Origin of the sequence: Muriicola marianensis, assembly GCF_014638095.1 — a bacterium.
GTDB classification, from domain to species: Bacteria; Bacteroidota; Bacteroidia; order Flavobacteriales; family Flavobacteriaceae; genus Muriicola; species Muriicola marianensis.
On sequence record NZ_BMFH01000001.1, the window covers coordinates 2074146 to 2092527 of the forward strand.

Below are 18382 nucleotides of genomic sequence, written 5' to 3' on the forward strand. Positions count from 1 at the left end.
ATTAGAATCATGAGCGGAACATTGAATAAGGTGATGCTGATCGGGCATCTGGGAGACGAGGTGAAATTACACTATTTTGAAGGAGGCAATTGCATAGGACGTTTTCCCATTGCCACCAATGAGACCTATACCAACAAGCAGACCGGTGAGAAGGTGACCACCACTGAATGGCATAACATCGTAGTGAGAAACAAAGCTGCTGAGATCTGCGAGAAATACCTTAGTAAAGGAGATAAGATCTATGTGGAAGGCCGGTTGAAAACCAGGCAATGGCAGGGGGAAGACGGCCAGACGAAATACACCACAGAGATCCATGTTCAGGATTTTACTTTCCTGACGGGTAAGCAGGACTCTGCTCAGGAGGAAGCTCCCAGATCCCAAAAAAGGAATCCTGAACCCAGTAAAGCATCCCAACCCCAGAAAGCAGAGCCTACCGGATCCCTCGCCGCCCCGGAAGAGGATGACGACCTGCCTTTTTGATTTATAACCAACTGACCTGCGTGTGGACCCGGAACCCTTACAGTTACTTTTTGGTTTTGCTGAAATTGAGAACCTTTTTGTAGTTAAGGTCATTGTCTTGATCATTCTTCTCGGCTGTTCTGCCATGATCTCAGGGGCGGAAGTCGCGTTTTTCAGCCTGTCGGTAACCGAGCTTAAGCAACTGCAGGAAAAGAATACCCCTGCGGGAAGCATCGTTGTAAAATTACTGGAAAGACCCAAAAAGTTGCTGGCTACCATCCTGATCTCTAACAATGCCATTAACATTGGGATTGTACTCCTCTTCAGCGATCTTGGGAACACCCTGTTCTCTTCCATTACCTATCAGATCATGGGTGTGGTCTCTGTACGTTTCCTCCTGGAGGTTGTGGTAGCGACTTTTTTGATCCTTATGTTCGGGGAGATCCTTCCTAAGATCTATGCCAACCGGAATAAACACCAATTCTCTCATTTTATGGCCTTTCCCCTGAAAGGTCTTGATATCCTCCTCACCCCGCTGAGCAGTCCGATGCGGTCGCTAACGATCTTCCTATTCAACAAATTTGGCAGGCAGAGGTCTAACCTGAGTGTTGACCATTTGTCACAAGCCCTGGAACTCACTTCGGAAGGAGATACCACCAAGGAAGAGCAGAAGATCCTCGAAGGCATCGTATCCTTTGGGAACACAGACACCAAACAAGTGATGAGGCCCCGTATCGATATTTTCGCACTCAGAGAGGATATGAAATTTCCGGAAGTACTGGAGGAGATCAAAAAGCACGGATATTCCCGCATCCCGGTATTTTCGGATCATATAGACAAGGTGATCGGCGTTCTCTACGTCAAAGACCTCCTTCCTTACATAGACCGGAAACAATTCGCATGGATCTCCCTGATCAGGGAACCGTATTTTGTTCCTGAGAACAAGAAACTGGACGACCTCTTGCTGGAATTCCAGGAAAAGAAGATACACCTGGCCGTGGTGGTGGATGAATACGGGGGCACTTCAGGGGTGGTTACCCTGGAGGATATCATAGAAGAGATCGTGGGCGATATCAGTGATGAGTTCGATGATGAGGACCTGGTCTTTTCCAAACTTGACGACCATAACTTTGTTTTTGACGGAAAGACCGCTCTCAAAGATTTTTACAGGGTGGCAAAAATTGAGAACGAAGCGGCATTTGAAGAACAAAAAGGAGAATCCGAGACCATCGCAGGATTTGTTCTGGAGATCGCAGGGAGTTTCCCAAAAAAGGGAGAGAAGATCACCTTCCTGAATTACGAATTTGTGGTAGAAAGCCTGGATAGGAAAAGGCTCAAACAAATAAAAATCACCTTACCGAATGAGGCTTAATTTCGTACCGTTTCTAGTTGTTTGCCTGCTTGTGCTCAGCTCTTGTGGGGAGGAGGTTCTGCCCAAACCCAAAGCCCAGCTCAGGCTCGAATATCCCGAGGGCACGGCTGATGTGGTGAATACCCCTGCTTATTCCTTTGAATCAAACAACCTGGCTCAGATACGGGATATGAAGGCCAGTTCCCTGACCCTGGATTACCCGGCCTTGAAGGGGGCCATCTACCTTACTTATAAACCGGTAGAGGGCAACCTGGTTCAACTGCTCTCCGATGCACAGAAATTGTCCTATGAACACGTCATCAAGGCAGATAACATCATGGAGCAAAAATACATAGACGAGGAGGGCAGGGTCTTTGGCATGTTTTACGAAGTGAAAGGGGATGCGGCCTCCCAGGCGCAGTTTTACGCCACAGACAGCACAGAACATTTCCTGACGGGATCACTTTATTTTTACGCCAAACCGAATTACGATTCTGTGTACCCAGCGGCGGTTTACCTGCAGAAAGATGTTCGCAGGATCCTCGAAACCCTGAAATGGAAATAAGCAGGTTATGGCTGAATTAAATGGTGATCAAATCCCTCTCTGTTACGAAAAGATCGCACCCTATATCCATCGTACTCCCGTCCTGACCTCCAGGCTGATCAATGAGATTACAGGGGCTGAGGTCTACTTCAAATGCGAGAATTTCCAGCGGATGGGAGCCTATAAAATGAGGGGAGCGACCCATGCCCTGTTATGCCTGAGTGAGCAGGAACGCAGTAGAGGGGTGGTGACCCATTCATCAGGGAATTTTGCCCAGGCCCTAGCCCTTGCTGCAAAGAGCCTTGGGGTGAAGGCCCATATTGTAATGCCTACGACAGCACCTGAGGTTAAGAAAAAAGGGGTTGTGGAATACGGTGGGATCATTTACGAATGTGAACCTACCCTGTATGCCAGGAATGCTAAGGCCGAAGAAATACAAAGCAGGACAGGAGCTGCGTTCTTACACCCTTCGAATGATCCTGATGTAATTCTCGGGCAGGGTACGGCGGCCTATGAACTATTACAGGATCAACCTGATCTCGATTGTATCCTGACCCCTGTTGGGGGAGGCGGACTCATCGCCGGAACGGCTTTGGCCGCTGACTTTATGAATCCCTCTGTAGAGGTGTTAGGCACGGAACCCTTTGCGGTGGATGACGCCTATCGCTCCCTGATAAGCGGAAGGATAGAAGGCAATGAAACGACAGATACGATCGCAGACGGACTCAAGACCCAGCTGGGGAGCAATACTTTCCCTGTGATCCGGAAATACGTGAAGAAAATCATCAGGGTAGAGGAAGAGGAGATAGTGGAGGCGATGCGACTCATATGGGAACGGATGAAGATCATCGTAGAACCCTCCAGTGCTGTGGCCCTTGCCGGTCTGTACCGGGACAGGGCTGATTTCAAAGGGAAAAAAGTGGGGATCATCATTTCAGGGGGAAATGTAGATCTGGGACATTTACCTTTTTAGTCCTGCTTAAGCAGGGCTTCAGCCCGCTCAATACTGCCATTGATATCTTCTCTGAGTTGGATCACTTTCTGTTCTTCTTCCAGTAGCCAGGCCCTTTTTTCTTCAGACAATTCCTTGCCGTTAAGGATCTCATCCGAATCAAATCGGGACCCAAACCCCTGCATCCAGTCCATCATGGACCGGTGCGCTGCCTGCAGGTCTTTCATCGCCCTCATATATTTCAGGCCGGCTTCTGTAGAATCGGCCATCGGTTTCAGTTGGGCGACCAGTTTACTGATGTCGGTCATTTTGGGCATGACCTCGTCATGTATGGCGATTACCTCCTGCATTTTGGTAGGTTGATCTGGTTTTTTATTCTCAGTCTTGCAGGAGAACATCAGAAGGAGGAAAGAGAGAATGAGAATTGTCCGTTTCATGGGATAAGGGCTTAAGAATTAGGACAAATTTACGAAACCCAATTCCCGGAATCCCATTAAAAACCCGCATTTTTGCGCCAAAATTGCCAGCTTTGAGCGATGTGAACAGAAAATGGGTGTACCTGGTCATACTTTCCATTATTTGGGGTACATCCTATATCCTAATCAAAAAGGGGTTGGAAGGATTTACTCCTGTTCAGCTGGGAGCTGTCCGCATTGTGATCACTTCAGTTGTCCTGCTTTCCCTTGGGTTCAGATCCCTAAGATCTATTTCCGGGAAGGAATGGTTCTGGGTGGGTCTGTCAGGACTCCTCGGTAGTTTTCTGCCTGTTTTCCTCTTCGCTTTTGCAGAAACAGAAATAGACAGCAGCATTGCCGCTATCCTGAATTCACTCGTACCCCTGTTCACCATTCTGATCGGTTTTGCGGCCTTTGGCATCACCTTTTCGAAAAGGCAGTTGGGCGGGGTTCTCGTGGGGCTGCTCGGAGCTGTACTGCTCATCGCCCTTGGTTCCGAGATCAATCCAGGTCAGAATTACTGGTATGCCGGACTGGTTGTTCTGGCTACGATCTTCTACGCCTGTAATGCTAACATCATTAAAAGTAAACTGCAGGAGGTATCTGCCATGGGCATCGCCGTGGGGAATTTTGCTTTTATGATTGTACCTGCCCTTTTCCTTCTGTTCTACTCAGGGGCACTGAGCAGCTCCGTCCGCCAGGGAGAATATTTCATGAGTTCCCTCGGCTATGTGGCCATTCTAAGTATCATCGGCACCTGTGTAGCCAAGGTGATGTTCAACAGGCTGATACAGATCTCCTCACCCGTTTTTTCGGTCTCGGTGACCTACCTGATCCCTGTGGTAGGGATCTTCTGGGGATTGATGGACGGGGAACGTTTCAGCCTATGGCAGGTCTTTGCTGCAGGGATCATCCTTATAGGGGTATATCTGGTAAACAAAAAAAAGAGCACATCCCGAAAGTGAAATGTGCTCTCTGATTATTGTCTTAAAGGACTAGTCGAAATCGGCATCCGTAGGGCCGAAATTGATCACGGCCTCCAGCAGTTTTGCTTCGATCGTTTGAGGTCCGAGGTTGCTGGTCCTCATGGTTGGGAATTTGATCCCGTCAAATTCCTGGTAATCCATCAGGGTGCTTTCCTGGTTCTGGGTCTGACCGTTCATTGAGGTCACAGAGGCCTCCTTAACCTTCAGCCCGGATTCCATATCGTAATAGTACGTGGCCTGTATGACCTTTCCGGGTACTTCGATCTTGATCACTTCCCTGCCGTCGAGCATTTCGGTTCCCCCGATCCTGGCATCCGGGTTAGCTGCAATTTTTTGTTCCGGGAAGATTCCCATGGTATTCTGCATATCCTGTTGCAGGTCTGGGGGTAAGGCCATTTTATTGGCACCCTGCTTCATATAAAGCTCATCTCCCTTGGCAATGACGCCCATCATGGGGGTATTGTTCATAAAGGTGGTCTGTGCGTATTTATCAGCAGTCCTTTTCTCCTCGATCTTGATAGTAGCTCCCATCGCACTGCCCTCGTAAACGAGCTTCAGGGACTGGATCTCTGCTACTTTGTCCTTGCCGCCAATCGCCTCAAAATACTTGTCGATCACCGACTGAACCGTGGTTCCTTCAGGGATACTCGCCTCGTAGTTTGGCTTTTCAGCTTCGTTGGCGTATTTGTCGTAGTACTTTATCGGGACAGACTTGCCATTAAAGGTTACCTTCTCGAGGTTTTCCAGGACCTCACTTCCCTTACCGGCTACCACTATCCTGGCATTGTCGGTTGAAAAATACTTCCTGGCAGCCGCCTGTACATCTTCGATGGTAATAGCATTGATCTTTTCCAGGTAGGTCTTGTAGAAATCCTTGGGCAGGTCTTCGGTTTCGATATTCAGGGCATACCTGGCTATGGTAGAGGGCCTTTCCAGGGCCATCACAAAGTTACCTACATATTTAGCCTTGGTATTTTTCAATTCTTTTTCGGAAACGGGCTCCTTCGCGATGCGGTCGATTTCTTTTAAAAGTTCGACAACGGAACTGTCCGTGACCATATTTCGCACGCTGGCCGAAGCCCTGAATCTTGAAGGGGCGTATTTACTATCCCCGATTCGGGAGTAGGAACCATAGGTATAACCCTTGTCTTCCCTAAGGTTCAAGAACAAGCGTGCCTCTCCACCTCCTCCGAGGATCTGGTTGGCAACAATGGCCGGAAGGTAGTCGGGATCTTTCATCTTAAGATCTACGAGATTTTGTACCGTGATCTCAGACTGCACGGCATTGGGCACGTCTACAAAATTGATCTGTGTATACTGGGCATCCGAAGGATTGGAATATGAAAAAGAGGGTGGTGCCGCCTTGGTCCAGGGAGTAAAGGCCTCAGTGACCAGCTCCTGGACCTGCTCAAATTCCACATCCCCTATGACCACGAGATAGGCATTGGCAGGCACGAAATAATTCTGATAGAATTGTTTCACATCCAACAAACTCACATTGTTCACGGTTTCTTCGGTGGTGAATTCTCCGTAGGGATGTCCCTTGCCGTATGCCAATGCGGTCTGCACCCTGCCTGCTATGGCAGAAACGTCTTTTTCCTGGGTCTTGAGCCCTGTGATGAGTTTGTCCTTTTCCTTGTCGAATTCTTCTTGTGTAAAATTCGGGTTGATAGCGGCATCCGCCATCAGTTCCAGGATCCTGGGGAAATACTTCGACAGTGAACTCGCAAAAGCGCTCTGGGAGCCAAAGCTGATGTTCGCTCCCAGGAAGTCGACCTCCTCATTGAATTCATCCTTGGGGATGGAGGTGGATCCATTGCCCAGCAGTGCTCCAGTAAGACTGGAAACGCCGGCCTTGTCTCCCTCCAGGATAGGAGGGTTGTCAATGGTTAATTGAATGGATACTCTGGGTAGTTTATGATTTTCAACCACCAGTACTTTCAGGCCGTTGTTCAGCTCAAATCGCTGTGGTTCGTCCAGGTTGATCTCAGGCGCCGGACCCGGTTCCGGCATTTTAGAACGGTCTACCTGCGCGGTTACGGATACCGCGAGAAATGCGACCAATAAGGTAAAATATATTCTTTTCATTTTCTTAGTTGTCTGTTTTGTCTTTAGGTAAGTATTCGATGACCACACGCTGATTGGGTTTGAGATATTTTTCGGCCACTGCCCTGATCTCCTCACGGGTGATGGAGCGGAAGATGTCTATCTCTTTGTTGATGAGGTCAGTGTCACCATACAACATGTACGAGGTGGCAAGAGTGCCGGCTATTCCTTCCACACTGGAATTCGAATTCACAAACCGGTTCTCAAACTTGTTTTGAAGTTTCTGATAGTCTTTCTCAGAGATAAGGTCGGTTCTAACCTTGGCAACCTCTTCCTCCATCTCTGCGGCAAGTACCTCCAATGAGGTCTCCCCTACTGGCAAAGCGAATACCAGGTACATTCCATAATCTTCCTGCCCGATATTAAAGGCTCCTACCTGCAGGGCCTGTTTCTGGTCGTCCACGATCTTTTTGTACAGTTTAGAGCTCTTACCGTCACTGAGGTAGGTAGAGATCATATCCAGCACATAGGCATCGCGTTCTGCAAATCCGGGGGTCCTGTAAGCGACCATGATCGCAGGGATCTGGATGTTTGGGTCGTATGCCTTGGTCCTGATCTCAGTTGTGATGGGTTCCTCCTTTGGGTAGTTACGTACAATGTCTTCTCCCCTGGGGATGGGACCGAAGTAATCAGCGATCATTTTTTTCGTCGAAGGGATATCGATATCGCCTGCAACCACCAGTACGGCATTGTTGGGAACGTAATATTTTTTGTTGTAGGCGATCACGTCCTCCAAGGTGGCCGCATCCAGATCCTCCATATAGCCGATGTTGGGATCCTTGTACGGGTGGACCTTGAACAGGTTTTCCCCCAGGACAGGCAGCAGCTGACCATAAGGAGAATTGTCGTAGCGAAGTCTCTTTTCTTCCTTGACCACCTCCTGCTGGGTATCTATTCCTTCCTGGTTGATGATGGGATGCAGCATGCGCTCAGATTCCATCCAGAGGCCCAGTTCCAGATTGTTGCTCGGGAATACCTCGTAGTAATAGGTCCTGTCCTGGGAAGTATTAGCGTTGTTCCTGCCTCCGTTGGAAGACACGATCTCGAACCATTTGCCCCTTTCTATGTTCTCAGTGCCTTCGAAGAGCAGATGCTCGAATAAATGTGCAAATCCGGTACGTCCCTCTGTGCGGTCCTTTCCACCCACATGGTACATGACTGAGGTAGTCACCACCGGAGCGGTATTGTCCTGATGCAGGATCACGTGCAGCCCGTTGTCAAGGTCGTACTCCTCATAGGAAACCTCCTGTGCCGCGACAGACAAAGAAGAGAGGAGCAGGGCCAATAAAGGTGCCCGAAAATTTCTTTTTCTCATGTGTTTTCGATTAAATTTATAAATGAAGTGTAATAGACTCGAAGGCAGACAGTAGCGTGCTTTCAGCCCTGTTTTTTTAGCTTAGTAAATATAGAAATTCCCCTAGCTTTAACAAGAATTAACAGCGGAATTAACGATAATTTCATACTTTGAAGCCATTCCAACAACCAAAAAACTATGAATAAAGTTGCCTTGCCCATACGTTTTGGGATCGCCGCCAGTGGAAGTTTGATCGCTTATTTTTTGATCCTCTCACTGGTCGATCTCCACACCAATGTATTTTATAGCCTTTTTAATGGTGTGATCACGGGATTTGCCATTTTTGAAGCCATCAAGTATTTCAAGATCCAGGAAAAGGAGAAATTTTCATACGGCACGGGCTTCAAGGCTGGCATCGTAACCGGATTTGTGGCTACCCTTATCTTTACGATCTTTTTCGCGATCTACTCTACGGAAATAGATCCGGAATTTCTCGCTCAACTCTCCGAACAGTGGTTCAGCAGATTCGAGAGTTTCGAGGCTATCGTCTTTTTCACTGTGGCCATCATGGGATTTGCGACCACTTTGGTCCTGACCCTGGCTTTTATGCAATTGTTCAAGTCTACGAACAACGCCTAGGGATAAGTATCTTTTTTATAGGTAAAGCCCTTGCTAATTATCAATTTAGCAGTATATTTGCACCCTCCTAAATCGCGCATTGAGCGCATAGGTAAATAACAATAATTCAAAGCTATGTATGCAATTGTAGAGATAGCAGGGCAGCAATTTAAGGTTGCGAAAGACCAGAAGGTTTACGTGAACCGGCTCAAAGAAGAAGAAGGAAAGAAGGTTTCTTTCCACAATGTACTTCTTCTTGAGGACGGGAAAGACGTTACTGTTGGCGCCCCGGCTATAGACGGCGCGGCCGTTGAGGCGAAGATCGTCAAGCACCTGAAAGGTGACAAGGTTATCGTCTTTAAAAAGAAAAGACGAAAAGGGTATCAGAAAAAGAACGGTCACCGACAGTTCCTCACTGAGATCCAGATCGAAAGTATCATTGCCAAAGGAGCAAAGAAAGTTGAGGCTAAAAAAGAGACTGCTCCTAAGAAAGAGGCTCCTAAAGCAAAGAAAGAGGCGCCCAAGGCAACTAAAGTTGAAAAGAAAGCTGCAGCTCCTAAAAAAGAGTCTCCAAAGGCTTCCGCCGACCTCAGTAAGCACACCGTTGCTGAACTTAAGGAAATGGCAAAAGCCAAAGGTCTTGAGGGGTATTCCTCAATGAAGAAGGCCGAGCTCATCGCTGCGCTAAGTAAATAATCAAGGAGATCACTCCGCTAAAAAGAAAGAATTATGGCACATAAAAAAGGTGTAGGTAGTTCCAAGAACGGAAGGGAATCAGAATCGAAACGACTCGGGGTAAAGATCTTCGGTGGGCAGGCAGCTGTTGCCGGAAATATTATCGTAAGGCAGCGCGGCACTAAGCACAACCCCGGTGAAAATGTATATGCAGGTAAAGACCACACACTGCACGCTAAAGTAGACGGACTTGTGAAGTTTGAGAAAAAGGCCGGAGGCAAATCTTATGTTTCTGTAGAACCTTTTGATGCTTAATAACAGGTCTAAGAAAACAAAAAAGCTCTTGAATTCTCAAGAGCTTTTTTTTTGCGTTAAAATCAGGTATCAATACCGGTAATAATCCGGTTTGAATGGTCCGTACTGTGGCACGCCTATATAGTCTGCCTGTTCTTTGTCTAATTCCGTGAGCTCTGCGCCGAGGCGAGCGAGGTGCAGCTTGGCCACCTTCTCATCCAGGTGCTTGGGCAACATGTATACCTTGTTTTCGTAATTCTCCCCGTGTTTCCACAGCTCGATCTGAGCCAGGGTCTGGTTTGTGAAGGAATTGCTCATCACAAAACTGGGATGACCGGTCGCACAGCCCAGGTTTACGAGTCGGCCTTCAGCCAGAACAACGATATCCTTGCCGTCAATGGTATACTTGTCTACCTGAGGCTTGATCTCATCACGGGTGTTACCGTAATTTGTATTTAACCAGGCCATGTCAATCTCATTGTCGAAATGCCCGATGTTGCAAACGATGGCCTTATCCCTCATCGCCCTGAAGTGTTCTTCCTTGATGATATCCTTATTTCCGGTTGCCGTGATGATGATATCAGCAGTTCCTATAACAGATTCTATTTTCTTGACTTCATAACCGTCCATACAGGCCTGCAAGGCACAAATAGGGTCTATCTCCGTAACAGTGACAATTGACCCGGCTCCTCTGAAGGAGGCAGCCGTTCCTTTACCTACATCCCCATATCCGGCAACCACGACCCTCTTGCCTGCCAGCATGGTATCGGTAGCCCTGCGGACAGCGTCTACCGCGCTTTCCTTGCATCCGTATTTGTTATCGAATTTGGATTTGGTCACACTGTCGTTCACATTGATAGCCGGCATGGGAAGTGTTCCTTTTTTCATGCGCTCATAGAGTCTGTGTACTCCCGTGGTGGTCTCTTCAGACAATCCCTTGATGCCGGTTGCGAGCTCAGGATAACGATCCAGCACCATGTTGGTGAGGTCTCCTCCGTCATCGAGAATCATGTTCAGGGGTTTTCTGTCTTCCCCGAAGAACAGGGTCTGCTCTATACACCAGTCGAACTCCTCTTCGGTCATCCCTTTCCAGGCATACACCGGTATACCGGCTGCTGCTATGGCTGCTGCTGCGTGGTCCTGGGTGGAGAAGATATTACAGGAACTCCAGGTAACTTCTGCTCCTAGGGCAACCAGAGTCTCGATCAGGACAGCGGTTTGAATGGTCATGTGCAGACAACCTGCAATCCGCGCTCCCTTGAGCGGTTTTTCTTTTCCGTATTCTTCCCTCAGCGACATCAGGCCGGGCATTTCTGCTTCCGCCAATTCAATTTCCTTTCTCCCCCAGGCTGCCAGAGACAGATCCTTCACTTTGTAAGGTACATAGGGTATGGTTTTGGTGCTCATCTCTTATTTTATTTTTACTTTCGTTAGCGTGCGGGAAACCGCAATTTTTTTGGACCTCAAAGATAGTGATAACTTAAAATATCCCATGCCTCTTTACAAAACAATAACAATGGATCCTGGTGTCCGGGTGCATATCTGGAAGATCACGGAGACTGAGGAAGCGTTGGCAAAAGGGATATCGCTCACGCCCCATTGCCGGGAGCGTTACGAAGGCATGAAATCCGAACTCCACAGGAGGGGATTTCTCAGTATCCGACACCTTATGGCGCTGGAGGGGTATGCAGACCACGACCTTCACTATGACGAACTAGGTAAACCACACCTGAGGGATGGTTCCTTTATTTCCATTACTCATAGCTACCACTTTACCGGCATCATCGTCAGCGATAACGTACCGGTGGGTATCGACATTGAAAAACAGAGGGATAAGATCCTGAAGATCGCTCATAAATTTACCCCTGTATCAGAATACCATGAGATTCAAGATCCTGTCTTGCTGAAAAGGAAGCTAACCGTGGTCTGGTGCGGGAAGGAATCCCTGTACAAGATTGATTCGACGGTAGGGCTGAGCTTTCTGAAGAATATCGATATCAGGGATTTTGGGTTGGATCAGCTACGGACCACGGGTCTCATCCACCTGAATGGCGATTCCTTTTTCTTCGACATCCACTTTCTGGAATTCGAAGGCTTTACCTGTGCTTATGCCCTTCATTTAAGGTCCGATACCTCAGAAGACTATTTGATCCTGAACGCAATCAATGACCTATGAACATTTCTGTCGAGCTTACCCTGAGTCCGCTGCAGGACGATTTTGAACCCCCTGTGATCGCTTTTATCAAAGCCCTCAGGGCCTCGGGCCTGAAAGTAGTGGAGAATCCGCTCAGCACCCAAGTCTTTGGGCCATATGACCAGGTCATGACCTTGCTCCAAACCGAGTTGAAGGAGGTCTTTGAATCCATTGACCACGGGTTGCTCTACATGAAGATCGTCAAATCTGACCGCAGCGATTATGAACCCCATTTCTGATTTTTTCCTGGATCCTTACAGGGAAAGAGAGGCATATCTCATCGCCCTGGAAGCAGTGGCCTTCTTCTTCGGTATCGCCAGTGTGGTCTATGCAAAACGGGAAAACATCCTCGTCTATCCAACCGGCCTTGTGGCGACTGTCATCACGGTGTACCTCTTTTATATGGATGAACTATTCGGGGACATGATGATGAATTTCTATTATTCGATCATGAGTATTTATGGCTGGTGGAACTGGGCCAGGAAGAAAGACGACAAGCGTGTGGTGCGTATCTCCAGAACGAATGCGAGAGAAAAAGCCATCGGTTTTGGGATGTTCCTGCTGACCATGGCTGTTACCTACGGGGTGTACAGAGCTTACGGAACCCTGCTTGAAGGAGCCAACTACATAGATATTTTTACCTCGGGTGTCTTCTTTACAGCGATGTGGTATATGGCAAACAAGAAACTGGAGAACTGGACCCTCTGGATCCTGGCAGATGTCATCACGGTACCCCTATACGCCTACAGGGGCTGGGGGATGCTTTCCCTCCAATACCTTATCTTTACAGTCCTTGCGATACAAGGGTACCTGGCATGGAAGAAAGATTTAGACAACTCCCTTCAGACATCATAAAAGTAGTACTGTTCGGTCCTGAATCTACCGGCAAGACCACTCTTTCCCAGGATCTGGCAGAACATTATCAGACCCTGTGGGTTCCGGAATATGCCCGCGAATATCTGCAGGATAAATGGGACAGGGAACATAAGACTTGCGAGCCCCACGACCTTCTTCCTATTGCCGAAGGTCAGATCAGGCTAGAAAATGAAGCCACTGAGAAAGCAAAACGCCTTTTGATTTGTGATACGGACCTTTTGGAGACCATGGTCTATTCTGAGGCGTATTACCTTGGGTATTCCGATCCCATCTTAAAGAAATATGCCCTTGATAACACTTACGATCTCTACCTGCTGACCTATATCGATACCCCCTGGGTAAAGGACGACCTGCGTGACAAACCCGGGGAGCGGGAAGAGATGTACAGGTATTTCGAGCAGACCCTGATCCGGTATAAACGGAATTTTATTATTTTAAAAGGAGATAGGGAAACCAGGCTGAAAACGGCCATAGAACATATCGACAAACTAATTACACATGATAGAATTCACCCAGAGGGACATAAGGCAGATCGAAGAGAAGGGGATCAGCAAAAAAACGGTTGAAGAGCAGATTCGGACCTTTATGGAAGGGATCCCAAATGTAAATCTTTACGCCCCTGCCCGGGTGGGGGAGGGAATCCTGAAATTGAATTCAAAGGAGATAAAAGAGTATATAGAAGTCTTTGAAACGGCCGGGCATTCCTTTTCCCTCTTGAAGTTTGTCCCAGCCTCCGGAGCAGCATCCCGCATGTTTAAAGCTCTTTTTGGTTTTCTTGAGAAATTCAACCCCGAGAAGGAGTCTTTTGAAGACTACTTAAAAAATCAAGGGGACAGTAATATTGAGAACTTCTTTAAGAGAGTTGCTGAGTTCCCATTCTACCATCTGGTGCTCCAAAGACTGGGGATTAAGGATCTGACCTCAGATGCTGATAAGTACGCCTTTGTAAATGAACTTCTCAGGGAGGATGGCCTGAACTACGGTTTTTACCCAAAAGGCCTGTTACCCTTTCATAAATACGGAAAGATACTTACAACTCCCTTTGAGGAACACCTGTTCGAAGCAGTGGACTACGCAAGTGCAAATAAAAAGGCTGCTTTACACTTTACGATATCAGAGCAGCATCAATCCCTTTTTGACGAGGAATGGGAGAAGATCCAGGAGCGGGTTACTGAGAAGACCGGTACAGCGTTTGAGATCGGGTATTCCTATCAAAGTCAGGCCACTGACACCATCGCAGTTACACCGGAGAATGAGCCTTTCAGGAATGAGGACGGGAGCGTGCTTTTCAGACCCGGAGGTCATGGGGCTCTCCTGAGAAATCTGAACGAACAGGATGCAGACATCATCTTCATCAAGAACATCGACAATGTGGTTACCCGTGATCAATCGCCTGAAACAGCGGCTTCCAAAAAACTCCTTGCCGGGGTATTACTGCATTTACAGGAGAAGGTATTTGGTTACGCCCGACTTCTTGAGGGGGATACGATAAGCGGGAATGATATGGAAGAGATCAAAACATTTTTGATAGATGAGCTCAATGTTCGTTTCTCAGACAGTTATGAAAGCTTTACCATAGGGCAGCAATTGGAGATCCTGAAAGATAAATTACACCGGCCGCTCCGGGTTTGCGGGATGGTAAAAAACGAAGGAGAACCTGGAGGAGGGCCTTTCTGGGTAAAGGACAGGAATGGCAATATCAGTCTTCAGATCGTGGAATCGGCCCAGGTTGACCTGGACAGGGAACACCAGGCCAATATATTCCGTGAAGCCACCCATTTCAATCCGGTGGATATCGTATGCGGGGTGAAGGATCACAAGGGAAGCAAATACGATCTCCTGCGTTTCGCTGATGAGAAGCAGGGTTTTATCACCCGTAAAACCCAGGAAGGAAAACCTCTAAAAGCCCTGGAACTACCGGGCTTGTGGAACGGGGGTATGGCATACTGGAACACGGTTTTCGTGGAAGTGCCCATCAGTACTTTCAATCCGGTCAAGACCGTCAATGACCTCCTCAAGCCAGCCCACCAGGTACAGTCAGAATAAAGATCCTCACAATTGGCAAAGATTTCACAACAAGTACGTATCTTTGCACAGTCTCAAAGGGGTGCCTTTACATTACCGGTCCTACCCGGGGTTAAAGGCTGAGAGTACACCCAATGAACCTGGGCGGGTAATGCTGCCAAGGGAACAGGCCTTCCGAAATACGGCAGGTCGGATTTGAGAAAGATTCAGACCCATGTTCGATTCTTTCCCAATGGGTATCCACAAATAATCGGTTCAACAGAATAAGTACCCCTTTTATTCTAAAAAAAGTTTTTGGAATGAAAAAAGGAGTTTTGTTCGCATTGATTGGATGTGTTGCCGTTTTCGCAAACGCACAGGAACAGGCAAAGGACACCACATCGGCCAGGGAGATCGTATTGGATGAGGTTCTGGTGTCTTCCGTAAGGGTAACCAGGGAATCCCCTGTGACCTTTTCGAACCTGACCAAAGAAGAACTTGCCCCCAGGAACCTGGGGCAGGATATTCCGATCCTGCTCAACTTCCTTCCCTCTGTGGTAACTACCTCAGACGCAGGGGCCGGAGTGGGCTATACCGGAATACGTGTTAGGGGAAGCGATGCTACGCGGGTCAACGTCACCATCAACGGCATTCCCTATAACGACTCTGAATCCCATGGGACCTTCTGGGTAAACCTGCCCGATTTTGCCTCTTCTACCGAGGACCTTCAATTGCAGAGGGGCGTAGGAACCTCCACCAACGGGGCAGGGGCCTTTGGCGCCAGCCTGAATCTGCTTACCGACGCTGTTTCCGAGGAGGGATATGCGCAGTTGTCTTCATCTTATGGCAGTTTCAATACGATGAGAAACAACGTGAAGTTCTCTACAGGGCTCCTGGGCGATGCCTTCGAATTTTCCGGACGATTGTCGAGGATCATCTCAGACGGATATATCGACAGGGCCTCTTCGGCTCTGGACTCCTACTTCCTTCAGGGGGCTTTCCGGGATGAGAATACCCTGGTAAAGGCGCTTCTCTTCGGGGGGCATGAGATCACCTACCAGGCGTATTTTGGCATTGACGCCGAGACCCTGGCTACTGACAGGCGTTTCAATCCGGCCGGACAGTACACGGATGAGAACGGGCAGACCCGTTTCTATGAAAATGAGGTGGATGACTATAAACAGGACCATTTTCAGTTGCACTGGAACCAGGCACTTGGCAGGGGATGGAATTCAAATATCGCCCTGCACTATACTCGGGGAAGGGGCTATTTTGAGCAGTTCAGGGAAGATGATGATTTTGCCACTTACGGATTCGAACCGGTGACTGTTAACGGGGAACTGGTTACGGAGACAGACTTGGTAAGAAGGCGATGGCTCGACAATGACTTCTACGGCACGGTCTTCTCCCTAAATCGTGATTTTGAGAAAGTAAAATTTATCCTGGGAGGGGGGTATAACTGGTATCAAGGCGATCATTTTGGTGAAGTAATTTGGGCCAGGATTGCTCCCGGTGCAGATCTCAGAGATCGCTATTATGACGATTCCTCCAGAAAAACGGATCTGAACCTGTATGCCAAGGCCAATTATCAATGGACAGACCGCTGGAGCTTTTACGGCGACCTGCAGGTGCGGTCGGTAAATTACCAGGCTGATGGAAATGAGACCGGTATCGTGGATGACACCTTCAGTTTCTTCAATCCCAAGGCCGGGGTGATCTATGACCTGAACCGGAATAACAATTTTTATTTTTCATGGGCAGTGGCCAACAGGGAACCTAACCGAAACGATTATGAGAACGGCAACCCAAGGCCTGAACGCCTGAACGACCTCGAATTGGGCTGGCGCTATATCAGCCCTGATGTGCAGGTCAACACCAACCTTTTTTACATGAGGTATAAGGACCAGCTAGTACTCACGGGAGAACTCAATGATGTGGGGGCACCATTGAGAGCAAACGTCGGCGACAGTTATCGGTTTGGCCTTGAGATTGACGCGGCTATCAAACTCGGAGACTCTTTTATCTGGCAACCTAACCTCGCCCTGTCGACCAATAAAAATATAGACTACGTCTTCCAGCGGGATGGTGTGCTGGAAGAACTGGGAAATACCAATATTTCATATTCCCCGGGTATCATTGCAGGGAACAGGATCGCCTATGAACCAAATTCGGATTTTACCCTGGCCCTCTTGACCAAATATGTTGGGAAACAGTATATGGGAAACATAGATTCTGAGGCCTCCATCCTGGAAGCCTATTCCCAGACAGACCTGAATGTGTCCTATGAGATCAGGCCTGCAAATTTTCTGAAGAGGGTGGTGCTTTCAGCCCTGGTCAACAATGTGTTCGATGCCAAATACGTCTCCAATGGGTATTTCTTCACCTTCGACGACACCTTTAGCAACCCGGGTACGACCACGACTGTAGAAGGAGCCGGCTATTATCCCCAGGCCGGGATTAATTTCCTGGCTGGAATCCAGCTCGAATTTTAATTAAAAAGAGCTGTATTTACAGAAAAGGCAGTCCTAGTTGCTGATCGTAATGATATTTCCGCTCTGGACCGCCCTGTACTCCAGCATGTTGAAATATCGGTTCCCGTCCTGGGGGACGGAAAGTTGCTGTCCTGTAAACAGGCTGTATTCAAATCCTTCACAGGCACATACGGCAGTTTGTCCCTCCAGCTGAGTGGTGGAACAGGAACTTGGGCTGTGGTTTGGGCAACTGGCCTCGAAAGCCCTGTATGCGAATCCCGTATTCATCACAAAAACACCACGGACCCCGACTCCCTGTGCTCCTATGTAGACCGCGTTGCCCGGATTTGTTAGGGGGCTGTAAAGCGGGAGATTCAGGTTCACCTCAAATCGGAAGCCTATCTCCTGTAGATAGGGATTGCGTTGCCCCTGGTCATTGCTGCAGGAGAGTAGGAGAATACAAAGGGTAAATAATTTTATTATTCTCATGGGATTACACCTGTGGGTCTCCCTGCAAAAGTCATCAAAAATTCTGTATCTTTGACCCTAATCCTCTCGAAAATACGTTCCCGGCGGGAGCAGTAGATGAAGGGGATTTTCTATTTATAAAACGAGACGATATGAGCAATGTATCTTATTATACAGCTGAAGGATTAAGGAAATTAAAGGAAGAGCTCAATCATTTAAGGGACGTTGAGCGCCCACGTGCCTCTCAGGCGATTGCCGATGCGAGGGACAAGGGCGACCTGTCGGAAAACGCAGAATACGACGCCGCCAAGGAGGCGCAGGGCCACCTGGAACTCAAGATCGCCAAACTGGAAGAGACCCTGGCGAATGCCAGGCTCATAGATGAATCCCAGTTGGATACCTCCAAGGTACTGGTGCTGTCGACCGTAAAACTTCAAAACAAACAAAACGGGATGAAGATGACTTATACCCTGGTGGCTGAGAGCGAAGCAGACCTCAAGGCAGGAAAGATCTCTGTGACCTCTCCTATCGGGAAAGGGCTCCTGGGCAAAAAGGTGGGTGAAACGGCAGAGATCAAGGTCCCGAACGGAACCCTTAAACTGGAAATACTCGAGATCAGCAGGAGCTGAGGAAGA

The 18382-nt window shown here is 48.2% G+C and carries 20 protein-coding genes; 15 read left to right on the forward strand and 5 right to left on the reverse strand.

What is annotated here, in order from left to right:
• Positions 1-9: 9 nt before the first annotated feature.
• Genes IEV19_RS09380 through IEV19_RS09395 form a run of 4 tightly spaced genes read left to right on the forward strand, consistent with a single transcriptional unit; the run spans position 10 to position 3327 of the window.
• Positions 10-480 (forward strand): single-stranded DNA-binding protein, encoded by a 471-nt coding sequence (locus IEV19_RS09380; protein ID WP_188370394.1) that lies wholly within the window; start codon positions 10-12, stop codon positions 478-480.
• Positions 481-502: 22 nt separating this feature from the next.
• The gene (locus IEV19_RS09385) at positions 503-1831 is read left to right on the forward strand and encodes a gliding motility-associated protein GldE (RefSeq protein WP_188370395.1); all 1329 of its coding nucleotides are present in this window, start codon (positions 503-505) and stop codon (positions 1829-1831) included.
• Positions 1821-2375 carry a gliding motility lipoprotein GldD gene (gene gldD, locus IEV19_RS09390; protein WP_188370396.1) on the forward strand — a complete coding sequence of 185 codons (555 nt, stop codon included), beginning with the start codon at positions 1821-1823 and terminating at the stop codon, positions 2373-2375. Before IEV19_RS09385 ends, gldD begins: the two co-directional genes overlap by 11 nt.
• 7 nt (positions 2376-2382) lie before the next feature.
• The gene (locus IEV19_RS09395) at positions 2383-3327 is read left to right on the forward strand and encodes a pyridoxal-phosphate dependent enzyme (RefSeq protein ID WP_188370397.1); all 945 of its coding nucleotides are present in this window, start codon (positions 2383-2385) and stop codon (positions 3325-3327) included.
• Here the strand turns inward: IEV19_RS09395 and IEV19_RS09400 are convergent.
• Positions 3324-3743 carry a hypothetical protein gene (locus tag IEV19_RS09400; RefSeq protein ID WP_188370398.1) on the reverse strand — a complete coding sequence of 140 codons (420 nt, stop codon included), beginning with the start codon at positions 3741-3743 and terminating at the stop codon, positions 3324-3326. The two genes, IEV19_RS09395 and IEV19_RS09400, sit on opposite strands and share 4 nt — an antisense overlap.
• A 101-nt stretch (positions 3744-3844) precedes the next feature.
• Here IEV19_RS09400 and IEV19_RS09405 point away from each other — a divergent pair, with 101 nt between their 5' ends.
• Positions 3845-4726 (forward strand): DMT family transporter, encoded by an 882-nt coding sequence (locus tag IEV19_RS09405; protein WP_308418536.1) that lies wholly within the window; start codon positions 3845-3847, stop codon positions 4724-4726.
• A gap of 30 nt (positions 4727-4756) precedes the next feature.
• On the opposite strand, the gene IEV19_RS09410 is transcribed toward IEV19_RS09405, so the two are convergent.
• Both IEV19_RS09410 and IEV19_RS09415 read right to left on the reverse strand, forming a co-directional pair.
• Positions 4757-6835 carry a M16 family metallopeptidase gene (locus IEV19_RS09410; RefSeq protein ID WP_188370400.1) on the reverse strand — a complete coding sequence of 693 codons (2079 nt, stop codon included), beginning with the start codon at positions 6833-6835 and terminating at the stop codon, positions 4757-4759.
• Positions 6836-6839: 4 nt separating this feature from the next.
• Positions 6840-8168 (reverse strand): M16 family metallopeptidase, encoded by a 1329-nt coding sequence (locus tag IEV19_RS09415; RefSeq protein WP_188370401.1) that lies wholly within the window; start codon positions 8166-8168, stop codon positions 6840-6842.
• A gap of 177 nt (positions 8169-8345) precedes the next feature.
• Here IEV19_RS09415 and IEV19_RS09420 point away from each other — a divergent pair, with 177 nt between their 5' ends.
• The 3 genes from IEV19_RS09420 (at position 8346) to rpmA (ending at position 9755) form a co-directional block, all read left to right on the forward strand.
• Entirely contained in the window at positions 8346-8786 is a 441-nt protein-coding gene (locus tag IEV19_RS09420) for a DUF4199 domain-containing protein (protein ID WP_188370402.1), read from the forward strand.
• 114 nt (positions 8787-8900) lie between these two features.
• A complete protein-coding gene (gene rplU / locus IEV19_RS09425; RefSeq protein ID WP_188370403.1) occupies positions 8901-9461 on the forward strand; it encodes a 50S ribosomal protein L21 in 561 nt (186 codons plus the stop codon).
• Positions 9462-9494: 33 nt separating this feature from the next.
• Positions 9495-9755 (forward strand): 50S ribosomal protein L27, encoded by a 261-nt coding sequence (gene rpmA, locus IEV19_RS09430; RefSeq protein ID WP_188370404.1) that lies wholly within the window; start codon positions 9495-9497, stop codon positions 9753-9755.
• A 69-nt stretch (positions 9756-9824) separates the two neighbouring features.
• Here the strand turns inward: rpmA and ahcY are convergent, their stop codons facing one another.
• Entirely contained in the window at positions 9825-11141 is a 1317-nt protein-coding gene (gene ahcY / locus IEV19_RS09435) for an adenosylhomocysteinase (protein ID WP_188370405.1), read from the reverse strand.
• A gap of 109 nt (positions 11142-11250) precedes the next feature.
• Between ahcY and IEV19_RS09440 the strand changes: the two genes are divergently transcribed.
• The 6 genes from IEV19_RS09440 (at position 11251) to IEV19_RS09465 (ending at position 17300) form a co-directional block, all read left to right on the forward strand.
• Complete coding sequence (locus tag IEV19_RS09440) at positions 11251-11910, forward strand: 4'-phosphopantetheinyl transferase family protein (protein ID WP_308418533.1); 660 nt, start codon at positions 11251-11253, stop codon at positions 11908-11910.
• Positions 11907-12167: a thiamine-binding protein gene (locus IEV19_RS09445; protein WP_188370406.1), complete on the forward strand. Its 261-nt coding sequence runs from the start codon at positions 11907-11909 to the stop codon at positions 12165-12167. Before IEV19_RS09440 ends, IEV19_RS09445 begins: the two co-directional genes overlap by 4 nt.
• Complete coding sequence (gene pnuC, locus IEV19_RS09450; protein ID WP_188370407.1) at positions 12151-12783, forward strand: nicotinamide riboside transporter PnuC; 633 nt, start codon at positions 12151-12153, stop codon at positions 12781-12783. The genes IEV19_RS09445 and pnuC overlap by 17 nt, the downstream gene beginning before the upstream one ends.
• Positions 12744-13370 carry an AAA family ATPase gene (locus IEV19_RS09455; protein WP_188370408.1) on the forward strand — a complete coding sequence of 209 codons (627 nt, stop codon included), beginning with the start codon at positions 12744-12746 and terminating at the stop codon, positions 13368-13370. The genes pnuC and IEV19_RS09455 overlap by 40 nt, the downstream gene beginning before the upstream one ends.
• Positions 13303-14850 (forward strand): DUF4301 family protein, encoded by a 1548-nt coding sequence (locus tag IEV19_RS09460; protein ID WP_188370409.1) that lies wholly within the window; start codon positions 13303-13305, stop codon positions 14848-14850. Before IEV19_RS09455 ends, IEV19_RS09460 begins: the two co-directional genes overlap by 68 nt.
• A 278-nt stretch (positions 14851-15128) precedes the next feature.
• On the forward strand, positions 15129-17300 hold the full coding sequence (locus IEV19_RS09465) for a TonB-dependent receptor (RefSeq protein ID WP_188370410.1): 2172 nt from the start codon (positions 15129-15131) through the stop codon (positions 17298-17300).
• Positions 17301-17333: 33 nt separating this feature from the next.
• Here IEV19_RS09465 and IEV19_RS09470 read toward each other — a convergent pair whose 3' ends face one another.
• On the reverse strand, positions 17334-17768 hold the full coding sequence (locus tag IEV19_RS09470) for a Rieske (2Fe-2S) protein (protein WP_188370411.1): 435 nt from the start codon (positions 17766-17768) through the stop codon (positions 17334-17336).
• Positions 17769-17899: 131 nt separating this feature from the next.
• Here IEV19_RS09470 and greA point away from each other — a divergent pair, with 131 nt between their 5' ends.
• Positions 17900-18376, forward strand: coding sequence for a transcription elongation factor GreA (gene greA / locus IEV19_RS09475; protein WP_188370412.1), 477 nt, complete (start codon positions 17900-17902; stop codon positions 18374-18376).
• The last annotated feature ends 6 nt before the right edge of the window (positions 18377-18382 follow it).